This is a genomic window from Streptococcus sp. 27098_8_51, from assembly GCF_041432205.1.
Lineage (GTDB): Bacteria > Bacillota > Bacilli > Lactobacillales > Streptococcaceae > Streptococcus.
In genome coordinates this window covers 14999-39501 of sequence record NZ_JAPVZE010000012.1, presented here as the reverse complement: position 1 = coordinate 39501, position 24503 = coordinate 14999, and the positions used below count along the sequence as shown (strand labels likewise).

Here is a 24503-nt window from a genome sequence, read left to right as displayed (position 1 = left end):
AGATTTTTGAAGAGTATTAACGAGGTGGCAGTCCAAGGGCAATACGGCCGTAGCGACTGATTCGTGTGATCTTCCAAGCAGGCGACCAGGTAACTTCAACCTTGACATCTTCGATACCCTCGATTTGTTTCAGACCTGCGACGATTTCGATAGGCAGGCTTTCGGCGCAATCACAGGCAGTATCGGTGAAGGTCATGACAATCTTACAGAGACCTGTTTCATCCAGATTGATTTCATAAATTAAGCCCAGATTGTACACATCCAATTCCACATCTGTATCAAAAACCTTCTCTAGTTTTTCGATAATTTGGTCTTGTAAAGCCAAAGCGCGGTCATTGATTTTGATATCGTCTCTCATAACAGTCCCTCCACCTGATAAATATCCTCTATTTTCTCATAATTCTGACAATTTGGCAAGTTTTTGATGAATTTTCTGAAAAGACTCTCTTGAGATTTTCTGCTCTCACTGTTTTAATCCCTCTATTTGTGGTAAAATAAGACTATTAAGTTTAAAGAGGATTCCCTATGAAATTACAAAAACCAAAAGGAACGCAGGATATTTTACCTGCTGAGTCTGCCAAGTGGCAGTACGTTGAGGGCTTTGCCCGTGAAATTTTCAAGCGCTATAACTATGCAGAAGTGCGCACGCCTATTTTTGAGCATTACGAGGTCATCAGTCGCTCTGTCGGAGACACAACAGATATCGTAACCAAGGAAATGTATGATTTCTATGACAAGGGTGATCGTCATATCACCCTTCGTCCAGAAGGAACTGCGCCCGTTGTCCGTTCCTATGTGGAAAATAAACTCTTCGCACCAGAAGTGCAAAAGCCAAGCAAGTTCTACTATATGGGCCCTATGTTCCGTTATGAGCGTCCACAAGCAGGTCGTTTACGCCAGTTCCACCAGATTGGTGTCGAGTGTTTTGGCTCTAGCAATCCAGCTACCGATGTGGAAACTATCGCGATGGCAGCTTATTTCTTGAAAGAAATCGGCATCCAAGGTGTGAAATTGCACCTTAACACTCTGGGAAATCCTGAGAGCCGTGCGGCTTATCGTCAAGCCTTGATCGACTATTTAACACCGCTCAAGGAGACCTTGTCGAAGGATAGCCAACGTCGTTTGGAGGAAAATCCTCTCCGTGTCTTGGACTCTAAGGAAAAAGAAGACAAGGTAGCAGTAGAGAATGCGCCGTCTATCTTGGATTTCCTTGATGAGGAAAGCCAAGCTCATTTTGATGCCGTCCGTCAGATGTTGGAAAATCTGGGTGTAGACTATATCATCGATACCAATATGGTGCGCGGTCTGGACTATTACAACCACACGATTTTCGAGTTCATTACTGAGATTGAGGGCAATGACTTGACGGTCTGTGCGGGTGGTCGCTACGATGGTTTGGTTGCTTACTTTGGTGGTCCTGAAACTGCTGGATTTGGATTTGGCCTTGGTGTAGAGCGCCTGCTTCTCATTCTTGAAAAGCAAGGTGTGGCCCTCCCTATCGAAAACGCTCTAGATGTTTATATCGCAGTCTTGGGTGAAGGAGCAAATGTTAAGGCCTTGGAATTGGTACAAGCCCTTCGCCAACAAGGATTCAAAGCAGAGCGTGACTACCTCAACCGGAAGCTTAAAGCTCAGTTCAAGTCAGCCGATGTCTTTGCGGCTAAGACTCTCATCACGCTAGGGGAGAGCGAAGTCGAAAGCGGACAAGTGACGGTTAAGAACAACCAAACACGAGAAGAAGTTCAAGTGTCACTTGATGCTATCAATCAAAATTTCTCAGAAATCTTTGAAAAATTAGGCTTTTAATAGTAGAAAAACCGGTCAGGACCTTACTCCTGACCGGTTTCTTTTGCAAAATGACAAAAATCATAAACTTTTTGACAAATATACTTGTCAAAAAGAAAAAGATGTGTTACAATATAAGTAAGTTAAGAGTAAAGGAGAAAGGAATGCTTAAAAATCGTTTAAAAGAGCTTCGGGCTCGCGATGGTCTCAATCAGACCGAACTTGCCAAGCTAGCAGGAGTTTCCAGACAGACCATCAGTTTGTTAGAACGGGATGAGTACACCCCATCCATCGTTATTGCCCTGAAGATTGCTCAGATATTCCATGAGCCAGTCGAGTCAGTCTTTCGTATAGAGGAGGATGAGGAATGAATAAGTATAAAGTAATGTATTATGTAGTTGCCATAGCTCTATTAGTCAGCGTATTTCTACTGATTGGGATGGACCTAGGCTGGTTTAATCCATATCAAAGCGACCAATTTGTTTGGACCTACTTTGCTCTCATCCCAGTAGTTGACTGGATTGAAAAGAAATCCAAAAATCTAGCAAGTGAAAAAGGAGAATGAATATGAAAAAGTTTTTAGCAGGTTTTCAAGTCGATACTGAGCACAAAGAACTTGCAGGTGTTTGTGCAGGTTTAGGAAATTATTTTAACATTCAAGCCAATATCGTTCGTTTGGTGACAGTCTTGCTGTTTCTCTCTTCGACAGAGATTGGGATTATAACAGTAACTCTCTATGCCTATCTAGCAGGTTGGCTTGGCAATGAACCCTTGGGAGATGGAGCAAAAAAAGCTAGAAACCAAGCTATTTTCTTGTTTGCTGTTTGTTTGATTTTAGTATCACTTGGAACAGAGGGCTTGACAGCTATTTATGAATCAGGTAAAGTGTTTGGTCAGTGGTTAGTTGGATTGGTTTAGTTTAGAAAGAGTATGAATATGAAAAAGAAACGTGGATTGTTATTTTTAATGGCTGTTATCTTGGGAGGCTTCTTGGGCATGTTTGCAGAGATGTTTAAGGCCTATACCGAAAACTACGGAACCATTTTAGATGTCAAAACCGTGACTCCATGGATATCATCTATTTGTTTACTGTTAGGTTTCATTAGTATGTTTTTGACTTTCGATTTCTTAAAGAAAAGCAGAAAATTTCACTCCTTGTATCAAGAGGAAATGGATGATGATCTGAATGAAACCTATTATGTACAAATGTATCGTAATCTCGAGTTTGGAACTATTGCTTTTAATAGTGCAGGCGTAGCGATTTTTTTGGCTCTTTTCATCTCAGGTAGTGAAGTAATTGTACTAAATATCAGCTATATAACCTTATCTCTTTCTTTTTTGGCATTAGTGATGATTTTCAGTGCTCAAAAATATCTCTATAAGACCATTGCGATCGTTCGTCAGTTTGATTTGGAATTCTTCTCTACACCAAAAGATGTCTTGGACTATATAAACTCCTACGATGAAGGGGAGCGCAAGGCTAATTTGGAACAAAGTTTTCGAATTTTATTCCAATTAAACCAGTATGTCTTGCCAGCTCTCTATTTTCTAATCGTTCTCTTTTCCTTACTGACAGGAGAGATTCAGTTACTAGCCTTCTTGCTTGTAGGAGCGATCCATATTTATATCAATGTGATGCAATTACCTATGGTAAAACGTTATTTCAAATAGGAGTCTTTTATGAAATTACTTAAAAATCTTGGCTGGTTTCTTCTAGCTGTTCTATCCTTTTTCTTTGGCTATGGTCTGGTTCAGAGTACGGCGCTGTCAGCTCTTGGACTAGGGGCTTCGATCTTTGGAGTCTTGCCACTCTATATCGCTCTGTCAGGGGCCTATGTTTATGGAGTTTACAGATGGTATCAGACAGAAAAGGTTAGCATCCAGACGACAGCTTTTAATCGTTATATCTGGTTGCCTACTCTGGTTTTGCTAGTGGCGATTACAGCTCAGTTCTTTTTGCCAGAAGATCCGTCAGTCAATCAACAAATCGTATCACAATTGACAGTTGCTCAGCCTGTATTTGGTTTCTTTATGGTGGTAGTCTTTGCTCCTCTGACGGAAGAACTCATTTTTAGAGGGATGCTGGCGCGCTATCTCTTTCCTAAGCAGAACAACAGCAAACAGACAGCTCTGTTTCTCCTCGTATCAAGTGTGCTTTTTGCCTTGATTCATTTTCCAGGAACTTTGCAACAGTTTTTAGTTTATGCTAGTCTGGGATTGAGTTTGGGACTGGCTTATGTGAGCCGAAAAGGTCTTCTTTACAGCATTTCTCTCCACGCTTTGAATAATTTAATCGGCTTTTTGATGATTCTCATGCTATAATAGAGTCAGGAGGTCACATGAAACGAGTAATTTTATTAGCAGTGATACAGGCGGTTGTTCTCTTCTTTATCATCGGGGCACTTGCCTATGCCTTTAAAGGCGACTTCTTTTACAACTATCTAGCAGTTGTCTTTGCGCCTATTGCAGGTGTCTTGCGTTTTGCTTCGGCTTATGCGACGGAGATTGTTCTACCTAAAAAGGCAGCCGAGATTGCTGAAAAGCGTAAAAAAGGTTAAGAATCATAATCAGAGGATCCGATGACGTTTTCATCGGATTTTTTGTCTGTTCGTTTTGATTTCTAAAGGCAATCAAACTTTTCTGCTGATTTTCATGAAGAGCCTGCGCTTTTATGGTAAAATAGTAACAGAATAAAAGAGGAGAGAAAACATGAAACGTAGTATGTATGCTGGTCGTGTTCGTGAGGAACACATCGGACAAGAAATGACCTTGAAAGGATGGGTTGGCCGTCGTCGTGACTTGGGTGGTTTGATCTTTATCGACCTTCGTGACCGTGAAGGGATCATGCAGTTGGTTATCAACCCTGAAAAAGTATCTGCAGAGGTCATGGCAACGGCTGAAAGTCTTCGTAGCGAATTTGTCATTGAGGTGACTGGGCAAGTCGCTGCGCGTGAGCAAGCCAATGATAAATTGCCGACTGGTGCGGTTGAGTTAAACGTGACAGCTTTGACAGTGCTTAATACAGCTAAAACAACGCCTTTTGAGATTAAAGATGGGATTGAGGCCAATGACGATACACGTTTGCGTTACCGTTACCTTGACCTTCGTCGTCCAGAAATGCTAGAAAACCTTAAGCTTCGTGCCAAGGTGACCCACTCAATCCGTAACTACTTGGATGAGTTGGAGTTTATCGATGTGGAGACGCCATTCCTTTCTAAATCAACGCCAGAAGGGGCACGTGACTATTTGGTGCCATCTCGTGTCAATAAAGGGCATTTCTACGCTCTTCCTCAGAGCCCACAGATTACAAAACAGTTGTTGATGAATGCTGGTTTTGACCGTTATTACCAAATCGTCAAATGTTTCCGTGACGAGGACTTGCGTGGTGACCGCCAGCCTGAGTTCACTCAGGTCGACTTGGAAACATCCTTCCTTACGGAGCAGGAGATCCAAGATATTACAGAAGGCTTGATTGCACGCGTGATGAAAGAAACAAAAGGCATCGACGTGACGCTTCCATTTCCTCGTATGAAGTATGATGACGCAATGGCTCTTTACGGTTCTGACAAACCTGATACCCGTTTTGACATGTTGCTTCAGGACTTGACAGAAGTAGTCAAGGGTGTTGATTTCAAAGTCTTCTCAGAAGCACCTGCCGTTAAAGCTATTGTGGTCAAAGGAGCTGCAGATAACTACTCACGTAAAGACATCGACAAGATGACCGAAGTAGCCAAACAGTACGGAGCCAAAGGTCTTGCTTGGGTCAAGGTAGTTGATGGAGAATTAAATGGACCAGTTGCCAAGTTCTTGACTGGGATCCAAGCAGATTTGACTGCAGCACTTGGTCTTGAAGATAAGGATTTGGTTCTATTTGTGGCGGATACGCTTGAAGTGGCCAATGCAACACTAGGCGCCCTTCGTGGCCGTATCGCCAAAGAGTTTGACTTGATTGATAACGATAAATTCAACTTCCTTTGGGTGGTTGATTGGCCAATGTTTGAATGGTCTGAAGAAGAAGGCCGCTACATGAGTGCCCACCATCCGTTTACTCTTCCACAGGAAGAAACAGCTCACGAATTAGAAGGTGATTTGGCTAAGGTTCGTGCCATTGCTTACGATATCGTCTTGAATGGTTATGAGCTTGGTGGTGGTAGTCTTCGTATCAACCAAAAAGACCTTCAAGAACGCATGTTTAAGGCTCTTGGTTTCTCAGCTGAAGAAGCCAATGACCAGTTTGGCTTCCTTCTTGAAGCCATGGACTATGGTTTCCCACCACATGGTGGCTTGGCTATTGGACTTGATCGTTTTGTGATGCTCTTAGCAGGAGAAGAAAATATCCGTGAAGTCATTGCCTTTCCTAAGAACAATAAGGCAACCGACCCAATGACTCAAGCTCCATCAACAGTCGCTCTCAAACAACTAGAGGAACTCAGCTTACAAGTAGAAGAAGATGAAACAAGCAAAACGAATTAAGCGGTGGCGCTATTATCTGCGCCGCTTTGCTTATCAGATAAAAATCTTACGAGTTTTACAAAGTATCTCTCGGGAAAAATATGATGAGAAAGTATCGGCTTCTCTGGTTTATGGCTTTCTGTCAGCGGTAGCAGTCAATTTCTTTTTTCAACCAGGACACGTTTACTCCAGTGGTGCGACAGGTCTGGCACAGATTATCTCTGCCTTGAGTAATCACTGGTTTGGTTTTTACATTCCGATATCGCTAACCTTTTATGCTATCAATTTTCCGTTGATGATTTTGGCTTGGTATCAGATTGGGCATAAGTTTACAATCTTTACCTTTATCACAGTATCCATGAGTTCCCTCTTTATCCAGCTTGTACCAGTTGTGACCTTGACAGAGGATCCCATTATCAATGCTCTTTTTGGGGGTGTTGTCATGGGCTTGGGGATTGGTTTTGCGCTCCGTAACAATATTTCTAGCGGAGGTACAGATATCGTCAGTCTGACCATTCGAAAGAAAACGGGTAAGAATGTCGGTAGTATTTCTTTCCTAGTAAATGGAACCATCATGCTGATAGCAGGATTGACCTTTGGTTGGAAATACGCCCTCTACTCCATGATTACTATCTTTGTCTCCAGTCGTGTGACAGACGCGGTCTTTACCAAGCAAAAACGCATGCAGGCCATGATTGTGACCAATAATCCTGACAAGGTAATTGCAAAAATCCATAAAAAATTGCACCGCGGAGCAACCATGATCCACGATGCAGAAGGAACCTATAATCATGAGAGAAAAGCAGTCTTGATTACAGTTATCACACGAGCAGAGTTTAATGATTTTAAACACATCATGAAACAGGTCGATCCGACAGCCTTTGTCTCTGTATCCGAAAATGTCCACATCCTAGGACGATTCGTAGAAACAGACAATTAATAATACTCAAAAGACCAGCCTTGGGGCTGGTCTTTATTTTTCGATAATTTTGTGTCCAATCAACTGGCGGTAACAAATCTGTTTATTGTTTTTAGCATCGTTGATGATCTGGAGAATGGTTTCAAAGGAAACGCGCCCGAGTTCTAAACTATTGATATCCACATAGGCTGCCAAGTTCAGTTTAGGGTTGACCGAGTCAAAGCTGAGGACAGGGACATCCAGTTGGTGTTTTGCGATGTAATCACAGACCCCTGCAGCAAGAAGGCTATCAATAGTAATAATAGCATCAATATTTGGATCATGTTCGAAGAGAAGTTTACTAAAGCGATAACCATTATCTTCAAGAAATTCGGTCGCAAAGTAGGTCAGATTGGGATCAATAGGAAGTTGGTATTGTTTAAGAGCTAACTCATAACCCATTAGACGATCTTGTGTTACGAAAAGTTTTTTGGTTCCTCCGATGAAGGCAATTCGCTTGCATCCTTTTTTGATGAAATATTCTGTCGCATCAAAACCTGCCTGGACATTGTCATTATCGACAAGCGGAATGAAGGGAGATAGAGATTTACCTAAGATAAGGAAAGGAAATTGCTCATCGGCTACTAGTTTAACCAAAGGATCCTCTTCTTGGGCATAGAGGAAAATCAAACCATCTACACGCTTACCATAGACCATCTGGGAAATAGCTTTGAGTCGCTCTTTTGCATCTTTCCCAGTTGCAATCTGAATAGCATAGTGGTTCTCAGATGCCACTTGGGCGATCCCTCGTAGAACAGATGGGAAGAAAGGATTTTGGTAAAAGGCATCCGAGTCGTCAGGGAGCACCAGACCGATTACCTGAGTATAGCTACTTACCAAGCTACGAGCATTGAGGTTGGGATGGTAGTTGAGCTCCTTCATCGCCTTGCGAACTCGTTTTTTGGTTTCATCACTAATCGTTGATTTATTTTGAATGACGCGGGTAACAGTTGAAGGTGAGACACCTGCTGCTTTAGCCACATCTTTAATCGTCACGGGCATAAAAATCTCCTATTTATGATAATCTGGATCACGGAAATGTGTCTTGTAAAAAATAGTGACCAGATAAAGAACAAAAAGAATGTTTTGTACAGTGATAAGGGTTGTCATATTTTGGCCAAAAAGTCCCAAAACAAGCGTAATCAAAGTTGGTAATCCTAAACAGTTCAAGATAAAATGGTAGCACTCTTTAAAGCTCCTAAATGAAAAGAGGCGTGATTTTTTGGTGATATAAAGGAGAAGACTAGCTCCAAGAGAGACAATGAAGAAATTCAATCCAAAGAGGAAGCTAGCACCAAGGACGAGAAAGAGACTGATATAGACACGGTTCTGTTGGTACCAGTCTTTAGAAATAGCCTGGGTTAAAGCTTCCTTACTCTGGAAACTCTCCGTTTGAATGGCGTGGTAGCGAATGCGGGTCAGTTCCTTGCTTTCCTTGCTGATGATGAGTTCTTCAGTATCAAAATGAAGTTGTAAGTCCTTTGGCAATTCCTTGTTTTGGCTTGGACCAATCAAAAGAGAAGGCTGCTGATTTTTAGTTCCAGAATAGCTCAGTTTCCCATCTACTATCTGCGCATTCTCTGACAAGTCCATGATCGCTTCATCTGTCAGGGGTGTGTAGACATTATCGATAAACGTATCCAGTGGATAAGTCTCCTGGGAACTGTTTTGAATGGCAATCGGAACCATAGACAAGCTGATGAGGAAAATGCTAGTAAAGAGAAGCTGAAACCAGTTGAGTCCGAAACGTTTTGACAGGGGCTTACGAAATCCCCAGATACTAGTAAAATACGAGAATGGATATGGAAGCATAGGCATCTTTCTAAAAGTGTTTTCTATATGAGTATTATTATATAGAGAAATGTGCTTTATTTCAAGTCTAGGAGATAAATTGCTTGTTGCAGGAATATTATTTACAGTAACAATCGCTAATACTCAATGAAAATCAAAGAGCAAACTAGGAAGCTAGCCGCAGGTTGCTCAAAGCACAGCTTTGAGGTTGGAGATAAAGCTGACGTGGTTTGAAGAGATTTTCGAAGAGTATAAAATGAAAAAGGGTGGCGGGGGTATATTACCCCTTGTCGCCACCACTTGTAAGTCCTGAAACAAAGTTCTTTTGTAAGAAGAAGAAGAGAATACAGATTGGAAGGGCGATGAGGATAGCACCTGCTGAGAAGTAGGCAATCTTCAAGTTTTTCACATTGCTGACAAAGGTCTGTAGACCAACGGCAACTGTAAAGTATTCTTTCTCACGAAGCAAGAAACTAGAGAGGATATAGTCTCCGAAAGGTCCCATGAAGGCCCAGAGCGCTTGTACTGCAACCATTGGGCGAACGAGTGGGAGAACAATTTGCCAGAAGCGGCGGAAGTGTCCTGCACCATCTAGTTTTGCTGATTCATCAAGAGACATCGGTACGGTGTCAAAGTAACCTTTCATCAACCAAGCGTTCATTGGGATACCACCACCGACATATAGGAAGATGAGGAACCAGCTATGGTTAAGGGCATTCAACATAAGGGCCATAACGAAGAAGGCTGTCAAAGCGGCCATTGTTGGTACCATTTGGATGATCAAGAAGAAGACCAAACTTTGTTTACGAGCCAAGAAGTTGTAACGGCTGTAGGCATAACCAGCAAGTACGATGATACTTGTTTGAACAGCCATTGTAATCAAGGCGATAATCAAAGTGTTGAGGTACCAAGTGCCGTACAAGGTTTCAGTGAAGAGCCCTTGGAAGTTGGCAAAGCTAAAGTCGACGTTAGCATCTAGTTTAAAAGCTACGACGTTACCAGTCTTGAAGGCTGACATAATAGTAATCAAAAGTGGATAGATAATCACGATTGAAAGACCAATCAAGTAGAGGTAAGTGAGGGTTTGAGTCAGTCTACGTTTGAGTTTGATTGAGTTATTCATCTTAGACGTCCTCCATATCAAATGCGTGTAGTTTCTTGAATGCAATCATAGAGATAGAGATGACAATGATAGAGATGATCAAGGTAACAGCTGCCGCCATAGAGTATTGAGGAGATGTACCTGTTGTCAAACGATAAATCCATGAGATCAAGATATCAGTTGAACCGGCTCCACCACCAACGCTACCAGGACCTCCGCCGTTGAAGAGGTACATGATAGAGAAGTTGTTAAAGTTGAAGGTGTATTGGCTGATCAATGTTGGAGCTGCAACAGCCAAAATCATAGGGAAAGTGATGTTGCGGAATTTTTGCCAAGCATTGGCACCATCGATGTAAGCCGCTTCGTAGAGGTCGTTAGGAATCGACTGCAAGATACCCAAAGTCAAAACGTAGATGTATGGGAATCCTAGCCAACCTTGCATCATAATCAAGGCAATCTTCGTCCAAGTTGGGTCTGTTTTCCAAGGGATAAGAGCACCGTCAAGGAAAGGAAGAACCTTAGCCAAGATAGGCAATACTTGAGTGTTGATCGCTCCGACACTATCGTTAAACATGTTTGAGAATGTCAAGATAGTGATGAAGGCTGGAACAGCCCAAGGAAGAAGGAAAATAACACCAAAGATACGTTTTCCTTTGATAAATGGTTGGTTAGCAATGATAGCTGTGAAGATACCAATCACAATCTGCAAAGTAGAAGCAGACAAGGCCCAGATGATGGTCCAAGAAAGAACCGCACCGAAGGCTGAACGGAAGGTACTTAAGCTCCAGATGTTTGTAAAGTTCGTCAAGCCAACCCAGTCCAACAATTTGTTTGGTGGCAAGTGTTGGAAGTCATAGTTGGTAAAGGCAATCATCAAGGTTACGATAACTGGGAAGATAATCGCAAATGTCATTGCTACATACGATGGGATAATCAAAAGGTATGGGAATCCATTCTCATAAATACCTTTGATCATATCTTTAAAAGTCCGTGGGACAGGAATTCCATTGTTAATACGTTTTGCGATTGTATGTGCATCTTTAATATTTGAGAAATAAAAGAGCACATAAACGACTACAAAGATTAAATGGAAGGCACCACGAATCAACATAAAGAGGGAATTATCACGACCTGGCTTGTCACCAAGAGTGATCAAATTGTGCAATTCAGGGGCTGCAAGTGCTAGGAAATAAAGAACAAATACGATAGTGACACCAAGGAAGATAAAACCTTTGGCCTTTTGTTTATTGTAAATCTGTCCTAACCCAGGAATCACTGAAAGCAAGGCTGCTTTGCTAGGTTGTTGGTTTTCCATGAATACTCCTTTCATAGGATACGAGATTGAAGTTTGTCTCCAATTACTAGATAGGCAACTGCAATCATTCGTAAATTTATAAAATCAAAGGGGGATCTGTATTCTCCCCCCTTGTAACGAATTCAATTATTCACCAAATTTTTGTTTGATTGTTTCTTTGATCAATGTTACAGCATCGTTAGCAGCTGTCTTAGCATCTTTTTTACCACTTACAGCGTCAAAGAGCATTGTTTTAGCTGGATCCCAAACTGCTGACATTTGAGAAATGTTTGGCATTGGTTGAGCGTTCTTGAACTGTTTGATAACAGCTGTTGTCAACTCATCGTTTTTACCTTCAGCGTATGAACGAGCTTCAGTGTTAGCTGGGATTTCGTTAGTTGCATCGTAGAATGCTTTTTGTTGTTCAGTTGAAACAAGGAAGTCTACAAATTTTTGTGCAGCTTCAAGGTTCTTAGTGCTTGATGGGATGATCCAAGCTTTACCACCACCGAATGGTGTGTATTCTTTACCATTTGGAAGAGTTGGAATAGTAGCAACACCGTAGTTTACTTTAGCATCTTTGAATGCTTGAGCTTTCCAAGGACCGTCGATGATAGCAGCTGTTTTACCTTCTTGGAATTGAGTTTGGATCAAGTTTGCAGCACCTTCAGTATCTTGCATACCTTTAGGCCATTTTTCGTACCAAGATTTAGCGTAGTTGATACCTGTGATAGAACCGTCGTTTGCAAGACCGATGTCTTTAGCGTCTTTACCGTTTTGTCCGAATACGTAACCACCGTTACCAGCAAGGAGTCCGTATGCGTAGTAGAAGTTTGTCCAGTCGGCTAGGAATGCAGTAGTTTTGCCATCTTCACCAGCGAAAGCGTATTTGCTGTCTTTAGCAAGTTCTTCTAATTCAGCAAAAGTTTTTGGAGCTTCTTTTAGCAAGTCTTTGTTGTAGTACATAACAAGTGACTCAATAACGGCAGGAGCACCGTAAACTTTACCGTCAGCAGCTGTTACAAGAGATTTAGTCTTATCATCTGTTTTAGCGCCGTCGCTCAAAGTAACTTCTGAAAGTTGTCCGTCAGTACCAAGGCTACCTACGCGGTCGTATGGTGCCATCATAACGTCAGCAGCTTGACCTGATTGGTTGTCAAGAGAAAGTTTGTCAAGTCCACCAAGTTGGTCACCTGATTTGATGTTAACTTTTGTACCTGATTCTTTTTCATAAGCTGCAGCAACTTTTTCAGCGTAGGCTTTGTATTGGTCTTCAACGTAGAAAGTGATTTCTTTTGCTTCAGATGAGCTAGTATCAGCTGCTTTATCAGCAGTTTTGCTTCCGCAAGCTACCAAAAGTAAGCTAGCAAGAGTAGCAGTTCCGAGCACAGCAGCGCTCTTCATGAATTTAGATGACATAGTGTATTCCTCCTAAAGAATAACAAAAATAATTTAATGAGAAAACGCAAACGTTTTCTTTTACGAACTTAGTATAGCACAAATAGAAAACGGTTGCAAGCGTTTTTAGGAAAATTTTTAAAAAAATTTTAAGGTTTCAAACATTTGTTAAAGCCTATATATAGGAAAGAACTTAAAATATTTGTTTTTTTTTTGAATTGAAAATATATTAGGAAAACGATTGCGTAAATTCGGCTCGGTTTTTCAGAAAATAGAGCAGATATTGGGAATGAATTATCTTAAATCAGAAAATCTTTAAAATTTTTTCGCTTATTTCATAAAATATCAGTGGCAACAAGTTTTGTTTGATTAAAATAATTCAAAAAAATTTTTTAAAAACGCTTGCATTTGTTTTTGAAATGCGTTATACTTAAATTAACGCAAACGTTTGCGCCTTAATTGCGCAACGTTTTATAACAAACACATGAGGTGCTATTATGAAAAAACGTCAAAGTGGTGTGTTGATGCACATCTCTTCTCTGCCAGGAGCATACGGGATTGGATCATTTGGCCAGACTGCTTATGATTTCGTTGATTTCTTGGTTCGTACGAAGCAACGTTACTGGCAAATCCTCCCTCTTGGGACAACAAGCTATGGAGATTCTCCATACCAATCATTCTCAGCCTTTGCTGGAAATACGCATTTTATCGACCTTGATATCTTGGTAGAGCAAGGCTTGTTGGAAGCTAGCGATCTCGAAGGTGTTGACTTTGGTAGCGATGCATCTGAAGTTGACTATGCGAAGATTTATTATGCACGTCGTCCGCTTTTAGAAAAAGCAGTCAAACGCTTCTTGGAAGTGGGTGATGTCAAAGATTTTGAGAAGTTTGCTAAAGACAACCAATCATGGCTCGAACTCTTCGCAGAATATATGGCTATCAAAGAGCATTTTGACAATCTTGCTTGGACAGAATGGCCAGATGCAGATGCTCGTGCTCGTAAAGCTTCAGCACTTGAAAGCTACCGTGAGAAATTGGCAGACAAGTTGGTTTACCACCGTGTGACTCAATACTTCTTCTTCCAACAATGGTTGAAATTGAAAGCCTATGCTAACGATAACCACATCGAAATTGTTGGGGACATGCCTATCTACGTAGCGGAAGATTCAAGCGACATGTGGGCAAATCCACATCTCTTTAAGACAGATGCCAATGGTAAAGCAACTTGTATCGCAGGATGCCCACCAGATGAGTTTTCTGCCACTGGTCAGCTTTGGGGGAACCCAATCTATGACTGGGAAGCAATGGACAAAGACGGTTACAAATGGTGGATTGAACGTTTGCGCGAAAGCTTCAAGATCTACGATATCGTTCGTATTGACCACTTCCGCGGGTTCGAATCTTACTGGGAAATTCCTGCTGGTTCCGATACAGCAGCACCTGGTAAATGGGTGAAAGGTCCAGGCTACAAACTCTTCGCAGCCGTTAAGGAAGAGCTTGGTGAGCTAAACATCATCGCAGAAGACCTTGGTTTCATGACAGATGAAGTCATCGAGTTGCGTGAAAGCACTGGCTTCCCAGGGATGAAGATTCTTCAGTTTGCCTTCAACCCAGAAGACGAAAGTATCGATAGCCCACACTTGGCGCCTACCAACTCTGTTATGTACACAGGAACACACGATAATAATACGGTCCTTGGTTGGTATCGTAACGAGATCGATGATGCGACACGTGAGTACATGGCTCGCTACACGAACCGTAAAGAATACGAAACAGTGCCACACGCTATGCTTCGTACAGTCTTTTCATCAGTTAGCTTCATGGCTATTGCAACCATGCAAGACTTGCTAGAACTAGATGAGTCAGCTCGTATGAACTTCCCATCTACCCTTGGTGGAAACTGGTCTTGGCGTATGACTGAAGATCAATTGACACCAGCTGTTGAAGAAACTTTGCTTGACTTGACTACAATTTATCGCCGAATCAATGAAAATTTGGTAGAATTAAAGAAATAAGACATTATCAGGAGACACATAAACATGTTACCATTAAACGAATTTGTACAAAAACGTTACAATAAAACCATTGCAGAATGTAGCAATGAAGAGCTTTACCTTGCTCTTCTTAACTACAGCAAGCTTGCTAGCAGTCAAAAACCAGTCAACACTGGTAAGAAAAAAGTTTACTACATCTCAGCTGAGTTCTTGATTGGTAAACTCTTGTCAAACAACTTGATTAACCTCGGTCTTTATGACGATGTGAAAAAGGAACTTGCAGCTGCAGGTAAAGAGTTGATCGAAATTGAAGAAGTAGAATTGGAACCATCACTTGGTAACGGTGGTTTGGGACGTTTGGCAGCCTGCTTTATCGACTCAATCGCTACACTTGGTTTGAATGGTGACGGCGTTGGTTTGAACTACCACTTCGGTCTTTTCCAACAAGTTCTTAAAAACAACCAACAAGAAACAATTCCTAACGCTTGGTTGACAGAGCAAAACTGGTTGGTTCGCTCAAGCCGTAGCTACCAAGTGCCATTTGCACACTTCACATTGACATCGACTCTTTACGATATTGATGTACCTGGCTACAAGACAGCTACTAAAAACCGCTTGCGTTTGTTTGACTTGGATTCAGTTGATTCTTCTATCATCGAAGATGGTATCAACTTTGACAAGACAGATATCGCTCGCAACTTGACTCTCTTCCTTTACCCAGACGATAGCGACAAGCAAGGTGAATTGCTCCGTATCTTCCAACAATACTTCATGGTTTCAAACGGTGCGCAATTGATCATCGACGAAGCAATCGAAAAAGGAAGCAACTTGCATGACCTTGCAGACTACGCTGTTGTACAAATCAACGATACTCACCCATCAATGGTGATTCCTGAATTGATCCGTCTCTTGACTGCGCGAGGTATCGAGCTTGATGAAGCAATCTCAATCGTACGTAGCATGACTGCCTACACTAACCACACAATCCTTGCTGAAGCCCTTGAAAAATGGCCTCTTGAATTCTTGGAAGAAGTGGTTCCTCACTTGGTACCAATCATCGAAGAATTGGACCGTCGTGTGAAGGCAGAATACAAAGACCCAGCTGTTCAAATCATCGATGAGAGCGGACGTGTTCACATGGCTCACATGGATATCCACTACGGATACAGTGTAAACGGGGTTGCAGCTCTTCACACTGAAATCTTGAAGAACTCAGAGTTGAAAGCTTTCTACGACATCTACCCAGAAAAATTCAACAACAAAACAAACGGTATCACATTCCGTCGTTGGCTCATGCATGCCAACCCAAGACTATCTCACTACTTGGATGAGATTATTGGAGAGGGATGGCACCATGAAGCAGATGAGCTTGAAAAACTCTTGTCTTACGAAGACAAAGCAGCTGTCAAAGAAAAATTGGAAAGCATCAAGGCTCACAACAAACGTAAATTGGCTCGTCACTTGAAAGATCACCAAGGTGTGGAAATCAATACAAACTCTATCTTTGATATCCAAATCAAACGTCTTCACGAGTACAAACGCCAACAAATGAACGCTTTGTATGTCATCCACAAATACCTTGATATCAAGGCTGGTAACATCCCTGCTCGTCCAATCACAGTCTTCTTTGGTGGTAAAGCAGCTCCTGCCTACACAATCGCCCAAGACATCATTCACTTGATCCTTTGCTTGTCAGAAGTGATTGCTAACGACCCAGCTGTAGCTCCACACTTGCAAGTCGTAATGGTTGAAAACTACAACGTTACTGCAGCAAGCTTCTTGATCCCAGCATGTGACATCTCAGAACAAATCTCACTTGCTTCTAAAGAAGCTTCAGGTACTGGTAACATGAAATTCATGTTGAACGGAGCTTTGACTCTTGGTACTATGGACGGAGCTAACGTGGAAATCGCTGAATTGGTTGGCGACGAAAACATCTACATCTTCGGTGAAGATTCAGAAACTGTTATCGACCTTTACGCAAAAGCAGCTTACAAGTCAAGCGAATACTATGCTCGTGAAGCTATCAAACCATTGGTTGACTTCATCGTGAGCGATGCTGTTCTTGCAGTAGGTAAGAAAGAACGCTTGGAACGTCTTTACAACGAATTGATCAACAAAGACTGGTTCATGACTCTCCTTGACTTGGAAGACTACATCAAAGTCAAAGAGCAAATGCTTGCTGACTACGAAGACCGTGACGCATGGTTGGATAAAGTCATCGTTAACATTGCCAAAGCAGGATTCTTCTCATCTGACCGTACAATCGCTCAGTACAACGAAGATATCTGGCACTTGAACTAAGATTCATTACATCAGATTGTAAAACAAAACGCATCTATTTAAGGTGCGTTTTTTCATATTTAAACTAATTTACAGTGCTTTTCCGACCAGAATCTCTGCTTCGATGGTAATCTCGGTCAGTTGGCTCCAGTCAATCTTGGTCTGGTCAACATGAAAGAGAAGGGGCGTCATGCTGAGCAGGGCTTGGCGTTGATCTGCTGTGATGGGCTTGGTCAGGGAGGCTGTTTGGTGAGATTGGATGTTGAAGTGTTCCTGGAAATGTTCCTTGATATCTTGGTTGGAATAATCCTTCTTAGTCAGCTGGTCTTGCACCATTTGGCGGATTTCCTTGAGGTGATTTTCGGTTGGGATGACCTTGATCAAGATGCCGTCTTTTGATAATACTCTTTGAAATTCTCCGTAGTTGGCAGGCGAGAAGATATCAAGCAGGATATCCATGCTAGCATCTTTTATAGGAAGTCGAGCCAGGTCACCGACAAACCAATTGACTGCCCAGTTGGGTTCACTCTTAGCAGCGATTTGGACGGAATCTTTGGAAATATCAAAGGAATAGAAGATTTTATCAGAGTGACTTTCTTGGAGTTTACGAGAGTAGAAACCTTCGCCACAACCGATATCCAAGACTGTTTTTGCGGATGGATTAGTTGTTAGTAAGTCCGAGATACCTTCTAAAATAGCCTGATAAAAACCAGCTTCAAGAATTTGCTGGCGGTTTTGGAAGTTTTCCTTGTCGTAGTTGGCAGATTGCTTGATTTGCGGAGCCAAGTTGACATAGCCGAATTTTGCCAGATCAAAAGAATGGCGGTTGCTACACTTGAGGCTAGACTCTACCAAGGCCAGATTTTCTTGGCAGATAGGGCAGGAAAAGGCAGTCGCAGAAGCAAAACGCTGAAGTTTGGGTTTGAGGTTTGTATTCATAGTTTAAGTGTATCAAAAGAGGCAAATGAAAGCAACTTTAGAAATAAGTAGATGGGAGATTCAGTAGAAATAAAACTAATTCTCCAATTTATAGAATAAAATTGCTTTTATATCTAAATTTCTATATAATAATGATAAGGAGGAAATAAGTATGTTAAAAGAAGTATTAACCGTTGCAAAAGTTGCGAAAAAATCATCACTCTTTTTGGGTGGTGTCGCATTTGGTACCCTTGGTTTGAAAATCTTGGCAAGTAAGGAAGCTAAAAAAGGTTATTCTAAAGCTTTGGCTAAGGCTTACAAGTTGAAAGACGGGCTAGATGCATCTGTTTCTGTTGTGAAACAACATGGAGACGATGTCTTGCAAGATGCCAAATATTTGTACGAGCAAGAGAAAAAAGAAGAGCAATTAGATAGCCTTATAGGAGAATAATATGTCTTTTAAAGTGCTACATAGAGGATACCAACATATCCGACTATCATCTTCTTTTTCACTCACCTTGGATATTCAAGACTATCTTCGTTCCTTGGCGAGAGATGAAAAGGGGATTGAGTCTATCCAGTTTTACATGGATCAACAGCACTTTACTCTACGCATAAAAGAAGGCTTTTCTGTATTAGATAATGCAGAAGCCTTTTTAAAAAGAATTGATAAAGGGAAAGTTTCTGAGTTGATGACTCTTCCCATTCGTAGAGAAGAGAGTGCTTATTCTATTGTTTCAGGTGCAGCGATTAAGCGTGTACTTTTTCGTAGTTTTGTGCCGTATCCTATTCGCTATATATGGACTTGTTATCAGGCTTTGGGTTATATTAGAGAAGCCTATCAAACACTAGCGCGTAAGGAACTAACGATGGAAGTCTTGGACTGTTCGGCGATTTTATTGTCCTTGTTTATGAACCAATCCAAGACAGCTAGCAATATCATGTTTATGCTTGATTTGGGGAATCATTTAGATCAGTGGTCTTTGAAAAAAACTGCAACAGATTTAGAACAAAGCCTTCTTGCAAAAGAGAGCGACGTATTCTTAGTACAGGGCGATACGGTTGTTAGTATCAAGAGTTCCGATGTTCAAATAGGAGATGTCTTGGTCCTATCTCAAGGAAATGAAATTCTGTTTGATGGACAAGTAGTTTCAGGTTTAGGTATGGTCAACGAAAGTTCCTTGACGGGAGAGAGTTTTCCAGTTGAAAAAAGAGAGTCTGATTTGGTTTGTGCAAATACAGTATTAGAAACTGGAGAGTTACGCATTCGTGTAACCGATAATCAGATGAACAGCCGGATTTTACAACTGATTGAGTTAATGAAGAAATCTGAAGAAAACAAGAAAACGAAACAACGCTATTTCATCAAGATGGCGGATAAGGTCGTCAAATATAATTTCTTGGGGGCTGGGCTAACTTACCTATTAACAGGTTCTTTTTCTAAGGCTATTTCTTTCCTATTAGTCGATTTCTCCTGCGCTTTGAAAATCTCTACTCCTGTAGCTTATTTGACAGCTATCAAGGAGGGGTTGAACCGTGAAATGGTGATTAAGGATGGGGATGTTCTGGAGAAATATCTGGAAGTTGATACTTTCTTGTTTGATAAGACGGGAACAATCACAACTAGTTATCCTATAGTTGAAAAGGTGTTACCTTTTGGGGACTATAGTGAGGAAGATATTCTCAGAATCAGTGCCTGTCTTGAGGAACACATTTATCATCCTATTGCTAATGCCATCGTCAAGCAAGCTGAGATAGAGGGAATTGAACATGAGGAAATGCATGGGAAACTCCAATATATCGCAAGCAAGGGGATCAAATCTCATATAGATGGCCAACCAGTTCTTATTGGGAATTATGTCTTGATGCAGGATGAGCAGATTCATATCAGTTCAGAACAAAATGCTTTAATTGAAGAGTACAAGAGTCACTACAATCTCTTATTCTTGGCTTATCAGAATGAATTGATTGGAATGTTCTGCATTCATACTCCTTTGAGAAAAGAAGCAAAAACAGCCTTGGATAAACTTAAGGCACAGGGGAAAAAATTGATTCTGGCAACAGGGGACACCTTGGTTAGGACAGAGGAATTAGTCAAAGATTTGCCCTTTGATCAGGTATATACAGACTTGAAACCTGATGGGAAATTTGAGTTAGTAGAGGAACTGCAGAAAGCAGGTCACACTATTTTGATGGTTGGAGATGGATTGAATGACTCAGCGGCTCTAACCCTATCAGATATCGGTGTGGTGATGAATGAGAGTGCAGATATTTCTAAGCAGATGAGTGATATCTTATTGTTAGATAATCGTTTGGATTTCTTCCAAGAGTTGGATTCGCTATCATCATCTTTGCAAACACTCATTAAGAAGAATATTCAAGATACCGTTGTCGTAAATAGTAGTTTGATTGGCTTTGGCTTGTTTAACTGGCTCAGTCCTTCAAATCTCTCTATCTTACATAATCTAACAACCTTACGCATTGTACTGCGTAGCCTGTCTATTAAGGGATAGGTGGGGACTATTCACAGCAAAAAGGAGTTACCTTTCTCAAGGTTAACTCCTTTGTTTATAGGTAAATGTTGAACAATTTAGTAAGTCAATACAAAGTATTTTTTCTTCCCACGGCGGATAACAGTCAGTTCGTTCTCTAACTTGTCGCTATCCCCCAAGACATAGTCAAGGTCTTGGATGCGGTCGCCGTTGACGTAGATAGCTCCGTTTTGAACATCTTCACGGGCTTGGCGTTTTGAGTTAACCACACCAGAAGATACGAGGATTTCCACGATGTTGTGGTTTTCGTCTGCTTGAACTTGGTAGTTTGGCACTCCACGAAGTCCTTGTTTGAGTTCTTTGACAGAAAGGTTTTTGATGTTTCCTGCAAAGAGTTGCTCAGTGATGTTAAGGGCTTCTTTGTAAGCTTCTTCTCCGTGAACAAGAGTCACGACTTCACGAGCGAGGACTTTTTGTGCCAAGCGTTCGTGTGGAGCCGCTTCAAACTCTTTGCGGATGTCTTCAATTTCATCCAGTGACAAGAAGGTAAAGATTTTTAAGAAACGAACAGCGTCGGCATCCATGACATTCATCCAGAATTGGTACATTTCGTATGGAGAAGTCTTTTCAGGGTTAAGCCAAACTGCGTTTCCTTCTGATTTACCAAATTTCTTACCAGTTGCGTCTGTGATGAGTGGAACAGTGATCACGTGACCAGTCTTGTCAGCCTTACGACGAAGCAATTCGGTACCAGCTGTCATATTTCCCCACTGGTCAGAACCACCGATTTGTAGGGTTACGTTGTGCTCTTGGTTAAGGACAAAGAAGTCGTAACCTTGCATGATTTGGTAAGCAAACTCAGTGTAAGAAATCCCTGTCTCGATCCGTTTTTTTACAGACTCCTTACTCATCATGTAGTTGACAGTGAAGTATTTTCCGACGTCACGGAGGAAGTCAATGAAGCTGATGCTGCCAAACCAGTCGTAGTTGTTGACCATGACAGCTTTATTTTCCCCATTTTCAAAGTCAAGAAAACGAGAAAGTTGTCCTTGGATAGACTTGACCCAGCCCTCTACTGTGTCTTTTGTTTGGAGACTACGCTCAGCATCTTTGAAGGACGGATCTCCGATGAGACCTGTAGCACCGCCAACGAGCGCATAAGGTTTGTGACCTGCTAGTTGCAAACGACGACTTGTCAAGATTGCGACAAGGTGACCTAGGTGAAGGCTGTCAGCAGTTGGATCGTAGCCAGTATAATAAGAGACTTGACCTTCTTCTAGGGCTTTACGCAAAGCTTCTTCATCAGTCGTTTGAAAAATCAAACCACGCTCTTTTAGCTCATCAAAAATGTGCATGTGTCTTTTCTCCTTTATAAAATATTGTTTCTACCTATTGTATCACAAACTCGGACAATAGCCTAGTGGAATAGGGAAGAAAGTGGCTATTTTATTGAAAGTTTCCCTTTTATGGTATAATAGAGAAAGCGAGGACATTCATGAAAGAAAGAATTAATGAATTAAAAACAAAAATGCTGCATTTTTTCCAGCAGCTAATGCAACGAATTGCAAAATGGAAGAAAAGACTAGCAGAAAAACTGGCTAATAAGAAAACCGGTAAAAAGGGGACCTCTTCTGACAAAGTTGGAAGGGCAGGATCTAATTTTGCTAAGGTTTTGAGTGGGTTTAAAATAGTCTTTAACACTCTCTTTATCTTAGGTTTTATCGGTGGACTGTTTGGCGCTGGTGTAGCTATGGGTTATGGAGTCGCTCTATTTGACAAGGCTCAGGTGCCTCAAGCAGAAGAGTTGGTCAAGCAAGTGAAGGATATTGCCTCTATCTCAGAAATCACTTATTCTGACGGCAGTACCATTGCCTCGATCGAGGGTGATTTGTTGCGCACTTCAGTCGCTTCAGATGCTATCTCAGATAACCTTAAGAAAGCCATTGTTGCGACAGAGGACGAGCATTTCAATGAGCACAAGGGAGTTGTGCCTAAGGCCGTTATTCGTGCGACCTTGGGAACCTTTGTCGGTCTAGGCTCGTCTAGTGGTGGTTCGACCTTGACCCAGCAGGTCATCAAGCAACAAGTAGTGGGGGATGCTCCAACTCTAGCTCGTAAGGCTAAAGAGATTATTGATGCTCTTGCTTTAGAAAGGGCCATGGGTAAGGATGAGATTTTGACAACCTACCTTAACATAGCTCCTTTTGGTCGCAATCATAAAGGCCAAAATATTGCAGGTGCCCAGCAGGCTGCAGAAGGAATCTTTGGTGTCAATGCTTCGGATTTAACGGTCCCTCAAGCTGCCTTTATCGCAGGATTGCCACAGAGTCCAATCAGTTATTCTCCTTATGAATCTGATGGTAGCATGAAGAGTGATGAGGACATGGCTTTGGGAATTAAGCGTGCCAAGGATGTCCTCTACAATATGTACCGAACAGGGGCTCTAAGTCAGGAAGACTACGATAAGTACAAAGATTATGACTTTAAGAAAGACTTCCTACCATCAGGTAGTGTTAGTGGTACTTCGCGTGACTATCTCTACTATGCAACCTTGGCAGAAGCAACTGATCGTATGTATGACTACCTCGTCCAACGAGATAATGTTTCTGCGCAAGAATTAAAGAATGAGTCCATTCAGAAATCCTATCGCGATTTAGCCACTAAGGAAATTGAAAATGGTGGATATAAGATTACGACAACTATCAATAAAAATGTTCATGCTGCGATGCAAAATGCGGTTGCGACCTACGGCTATCTGCTAGATGATTCGACAGGCCAGCCTGAGGTGGGGAATGTCCTCATGGACAACCAAACGGGAGCTATCCTTGGATTTGTTGGTGGTCGTAATTATCAAGAAAATCAGAACAATCACGCTATCGATACCAAGCGTTCTCCAGCTTCAACCACAAAACCTATATTGGCCTATGGTATCGCTATTGACCAAGGTTTGATGGGAAGTGCAAGTATCTTGTCAAACTATCCTACCAACTTCTCAAACGGGAATCCCATCATGTATGTCAATAGTCCTGGTACGGGCATGATGACATTGGGAGAAGCCCTTAACTACTCATGGAATATCCCAGCCTACTGGACGTATCGTACGCTTCGAGAGAAGGGTGTGGATGTCAAAGGCTATATGGAAAAAATGGGTTACGAAATCCCAGAATATGGGATTGAAAGTTTACCGATGGGTGGGGGGATTGACGTTACAGTTGCCCAGCATACCAACGGGTATCAGACTCTAGCCAACAACGGAGTTTACCATAAGAAACATATGATCGCAAAGATCGAGTCAACGGATGGTCGAGTGGTATACGAGCACAAGGATGAGCCTGTCCAGGTTTATTCAAAAGCGACAGCAACCATCATGCAAAGTCTCCTTCGGGATGTTATCTCGTCTCGGATTACTTCAAGTTTCCAGACGGACTTGACGACTATCAATCCATCCCTAGCTCGTGCTGACTGGATCGGAAAAACTGGTACGACCAATGAAGATGAAAATATGTGGCTCATGCTTTCTACACCTCGCTTGACTTTGGGTGGCTGGTTAGGTCACGATGATAACCGACCACTAGCCAAAGGAGCAGGCCACTACCGTAATGCCAACTATATGGCCCACTTGGTCAATGCTATCCAACAAGCTGAACCTGGAATATGGGGGAATGAGCGCTTTAATCTGGATCCAAGTGTGACCAAGTCGCAAGTTCTCCGGTCTACAGGCCAAAAGCCCGGCAAAGTTTCCATCAATGGTAAGGAAATCGAACTTTCTGGATCAACAGTAACGAGCTACTGGGCTACTAAAGAAGGTGCCCCAGTGACCACCTATCGCTTTGCTATTGGAGGAAGCGATGCAGATTATCTGAACGCATGGAAGAATATTCTAGGAAGCATTCCAGCAGTGACTCCTCCAAGCTCAAGTTCAAGCAGTAGCTCTGGAAGTTCAAGTTCGAGTGGAAATACTCAAAGTGGTTCTTCAGGACGTTCACGTCTATTTAATCGTTAAGAAAGAGTAGTAGCAAGGTTAGTAATTTCTCCT

General features: G+C 41.8%; 22 protein-coding genes. 14 read left to right on the top strand and 8 right to left on the bottom strand.

The genetic code is table 11. From position 1 onward, the window contains the following. Positions 1-16 precede the first annotated feature (16 nt). Complete coding sequence (locus O3622_RS07715) at positions 17-358, bottom strand: metal-sulfur cluster assembly factor (RefSeq protein WP_001204052.1); 342 nt, start codon at positions 356-358, stop codon at positions 17-19. Between the two features lie 167 nt (positions 359-525). Between O3622_RS07715 and hisS the strand changes: the two genes are divergently transcribed. The 9 genes from hisS (at position 526) to O3622_RS07670 (ending at position 7177) form a co-directional block, all read left to right on the top strand. Next, positions 526-1806 carry a histidine--tRNA ligase gene (hisS, locus tag O3622_RS07710; RefSeq protein WP_000775880.1) on the top strand — a complete coding sequence of 427 codons (1281 nt, stop codon included), beginning with the start codon at positions 526-528 and terminating at the stop codon, positions 1804-1806. Between the two features lie 143 nt (positions 1807-1949). After that, positions 1950-2156, top strand: a complete 207-nt coding sequence (locus tag O3622_RS07705) for a helix-turn-helix transcriptional regulator (RefSeq protein ID WP_000916943.1) — start codon at positions 1950-1952, stop codon at positions 2154-2156. Further along, on the top strand, positions 2153-2350 hold the full coding sequence (locus tag O3622_RS07700) for a hypothetical protein (RefSeq protein WP_371607295.1): 198 nt from the start codon (positions 2153-2155) through the stop codon (positions 2348-2350). The genes O3622_RS07705 and O3622_RS07700 overlap by 4 nt, the downstream gene beginning before the upstream one ends. Before the next feature lie 2 nt (positions 2351-2352). Continuing rightward, a complete protein-coding gene (locus O3622_RS07695; protein ID WP_033583608.1) occupies positions 2353-2703 on the top strand; it encodes a PspC domain-containing protein in 351 nt (116 codons plus the stop codon). A gap of 18 nt (positions 2704-2721) precedes the next feature. Next, complete coding sequence (locus tag O3622_RS07690) at positions 2722-3456, top strand: DUF3169 family protein (RefSeq protein ID WP_033583609.1); 735 nt, start codon at positions 2722-2724, stop codon at positions 3454-3456. 9 nt (positions 3457-3465) lie between these two features. Further along, positions 3466-4107 (top strand): lysostaphin resistance A-like protein, encoded by a 642-nt coding sequence (locus O3622_RS07685; protein WP_371607294.1) that lies wholly within the window; start codon positions 3466-3468, stop codon positions 4105-4107. Positions 4108-4124: 17 nt separating this feature from the next. Then, entirely contained in the window at positions 4125-4343 is a 219-nt protein-coding gene (locus tag O3622_RS07680; protein WP_000832176.1) for a hypothetical protein, read from the top strand. A 151-nt stretch (positions 4344-4494) separates the two neighbouring features. Beyond that, the gene (gene aspS, locus O3622_RS07675; protein WP_371607293.1) at positions 4495-6258 is read left to right on the top strand and encodes an aspartate--tRNA ligase; all 1764 of its coding nucleotides are present in this window, start codon (positions 4495-4497) and stop codon (positions 6256-6258) included. Beyond that, positions 6236-7177 (top strand): YitT family protein, encoded by a 942-nt coding sequence (locus O3622_RS07670; RefSeq protein WP_000806299.1) that lies wholly within the window; start codon positions 6236-6238, stop codon positions 7175-7177. The genes aspS and O3622_RS07670 overlap by 23 nt, the downstream gene beginning before the upstream one ends. Before the next feature lie 33 nt (positions 7178-7210). On the opposite strand, the gene O3622_RS07665 is transcribed toward O3622_RS07670, so the two are convergent. The 5 genes from O3622_RS07665 to O3622_RS07645 all read right to left on the bottom strand — a co-directional run bounded on the left by O3622_RS07665 (position 7211) and on the right by O3622_RS07645 (position 12801). After that, positions 7211-8197 (bottom strand): LacI family DNA-binding transcriptional regulator, encoded by a 987-nt coding sequence (locus tag O3622_RS07665; protein ID WP_001145418.1) that lies wholly within the window; start codon positions 8195-8197, stop codon positions 7211-7213. Between the two features lie 9 nt (positions 8198-8206). Beyond that, complete coding sequence (locus O3622_RS07660) at positions 8207-9007, bottom strand: DUF1189 domain-containing protein (protein WP_371607292.1); 801 nt, start codon at positions 9005-9007, stop codon at positions 8207-8209. 259 nt (positions 9008-9266) lie between these two features. Beyond that, positions 9267-10109 carry a sugar ABC transporter permease gene (locus tag O3622_RS07655; protein WP_001065654.1) on the bottom strand — a complete coding sequence of 281 codons (843 nt, stop codon included), beginning with the start codon at positions 10107-10109 and terminating at the stop codon, positions 9267-9269. A gap of 1 nt (position 10110) precedes the next feature. Continuing rightward, the gene (locus tag O3622_RS07650; protein ID WP_000431414.1) at positions 10111-11403 is read right to left on the bottom strand and encodes a carbohydrate ABC transporter permease; all 1293 of its coding nucleotides are present in this window, start codon (positions 11401-11403) and stop codon (positions 10111-10113) included. A 126-nt stretch (positions 11404-11529) separates the two neighbouring features. Beyond that, positions 11530-12801: an extracellular solute-binding protein gene (locus tag O3622_RS07645; protein WP_049478972.1), complete on the bottom strand. Its 1272-nt coding sequence runs from the start codon at positions 12799-12801 to the stop codon at positions 11530-11532. A 476-nt stretch (positions 12802-13277) separates the two neighbouring features. Here O3622_RS07645 and malQ point away from each other — a divergent pair, with 476 nt between their 5' ends. Beyond that, on the top strand, positions 13278-14795 hold the full coding sequence (gene malQ / locus O3622_RS07640; protein ID WP_049519144.1) for a 4-alpha-glucanotransferase: 1518 nt from the start codon (positions 13278-13280) through the stop codon (positions 14793-14795). A 24-nt stretch (positions 14796-14819) separates the two neighbouring features. Further along, a complete protein-coding gene (glgP, locus tag O3622_RS07635; protein ID WP_371607291.1) occupies positions 14820-17078 on the top strand; it encodes a glycogen/starch/alpha-glucan family phosphorylase in 2259 nt (752 codons plus the stop codon). Between the two features lie 69 nt (positions 17079-17147). Here the strand turns inward: glgP and O3622_RS07630 are convergent, their stop codons facing one another. Beyond that, the gene (locus O3622_RS07630) at positions 17148-17996 is read right to left on the bottom strand and encodes a putative RNA methyltransferase (protein WP_042901964.1); all 849 of its coding nucleotides are present in this window, start codon (positions 17994-17996) and stop codon (positions 17148-17150) included. 151 nt (positions 17997-18147) lie between these two features. On the opposite strand from O3622_RS07630, the gene O3622_RS07625 reads away from it, so the two are divergent. Together O3622_RS07625 and O3622_RS07620 are read left to right on the top strand one after the other, a co-directional pair. Next, a complete protein-coding gene (locus O3622_RS07625; RefSeq protein ID WP_000910910.1) occupies positions 18148-18426 on the top strand; it encodes a DUF6110 family protein in 279 nt (92 codons plus the stop codon). 1 nt (position 18427) lies between these two features. After that, positions 18428-20488 (top strand): heavy metal translocating P-type ATPase, encoded by a 2061-nt coding sequence (locus O3622_RS07620; RefSeq protein WP_000008776.1) that lies wholly within the window; start codon positions 18428-18430, stop codon positions 20486-20488. Positions 20489-20565: 77 nt separating this feature from the next. On the opposite strand, the gene tyrS is transcribed toward O3622_RS07620, so the two are convergent. Next, entirely contained in the window at positions 20566-21822 is a 1257-nt protein-coding gene (tyrS, locus tag O3622_RS07615; protein ID WP_042901966.1) for a tyrosine--tRNA ligase, read from the bottom strand. A gap of 140 nt (positions 21823-21962) precedes the next feature. Between tyrS and pbp1b the strand changes: the two genes are divergently transcribed. Continuing rightward, on the top strand, positions 21963-24470 hold the full coding sequence (pbp1b, locus tag O3622_RS07610) for a penicillin-binding protein PBP1B (RefSeq protein WP_371607290.1): 2508 nt from the start codon (positions 21963-21965) through the stop codon (positions 24468-24470). Positions 24471-24503 lie beyond the last annotated feature (33 nt).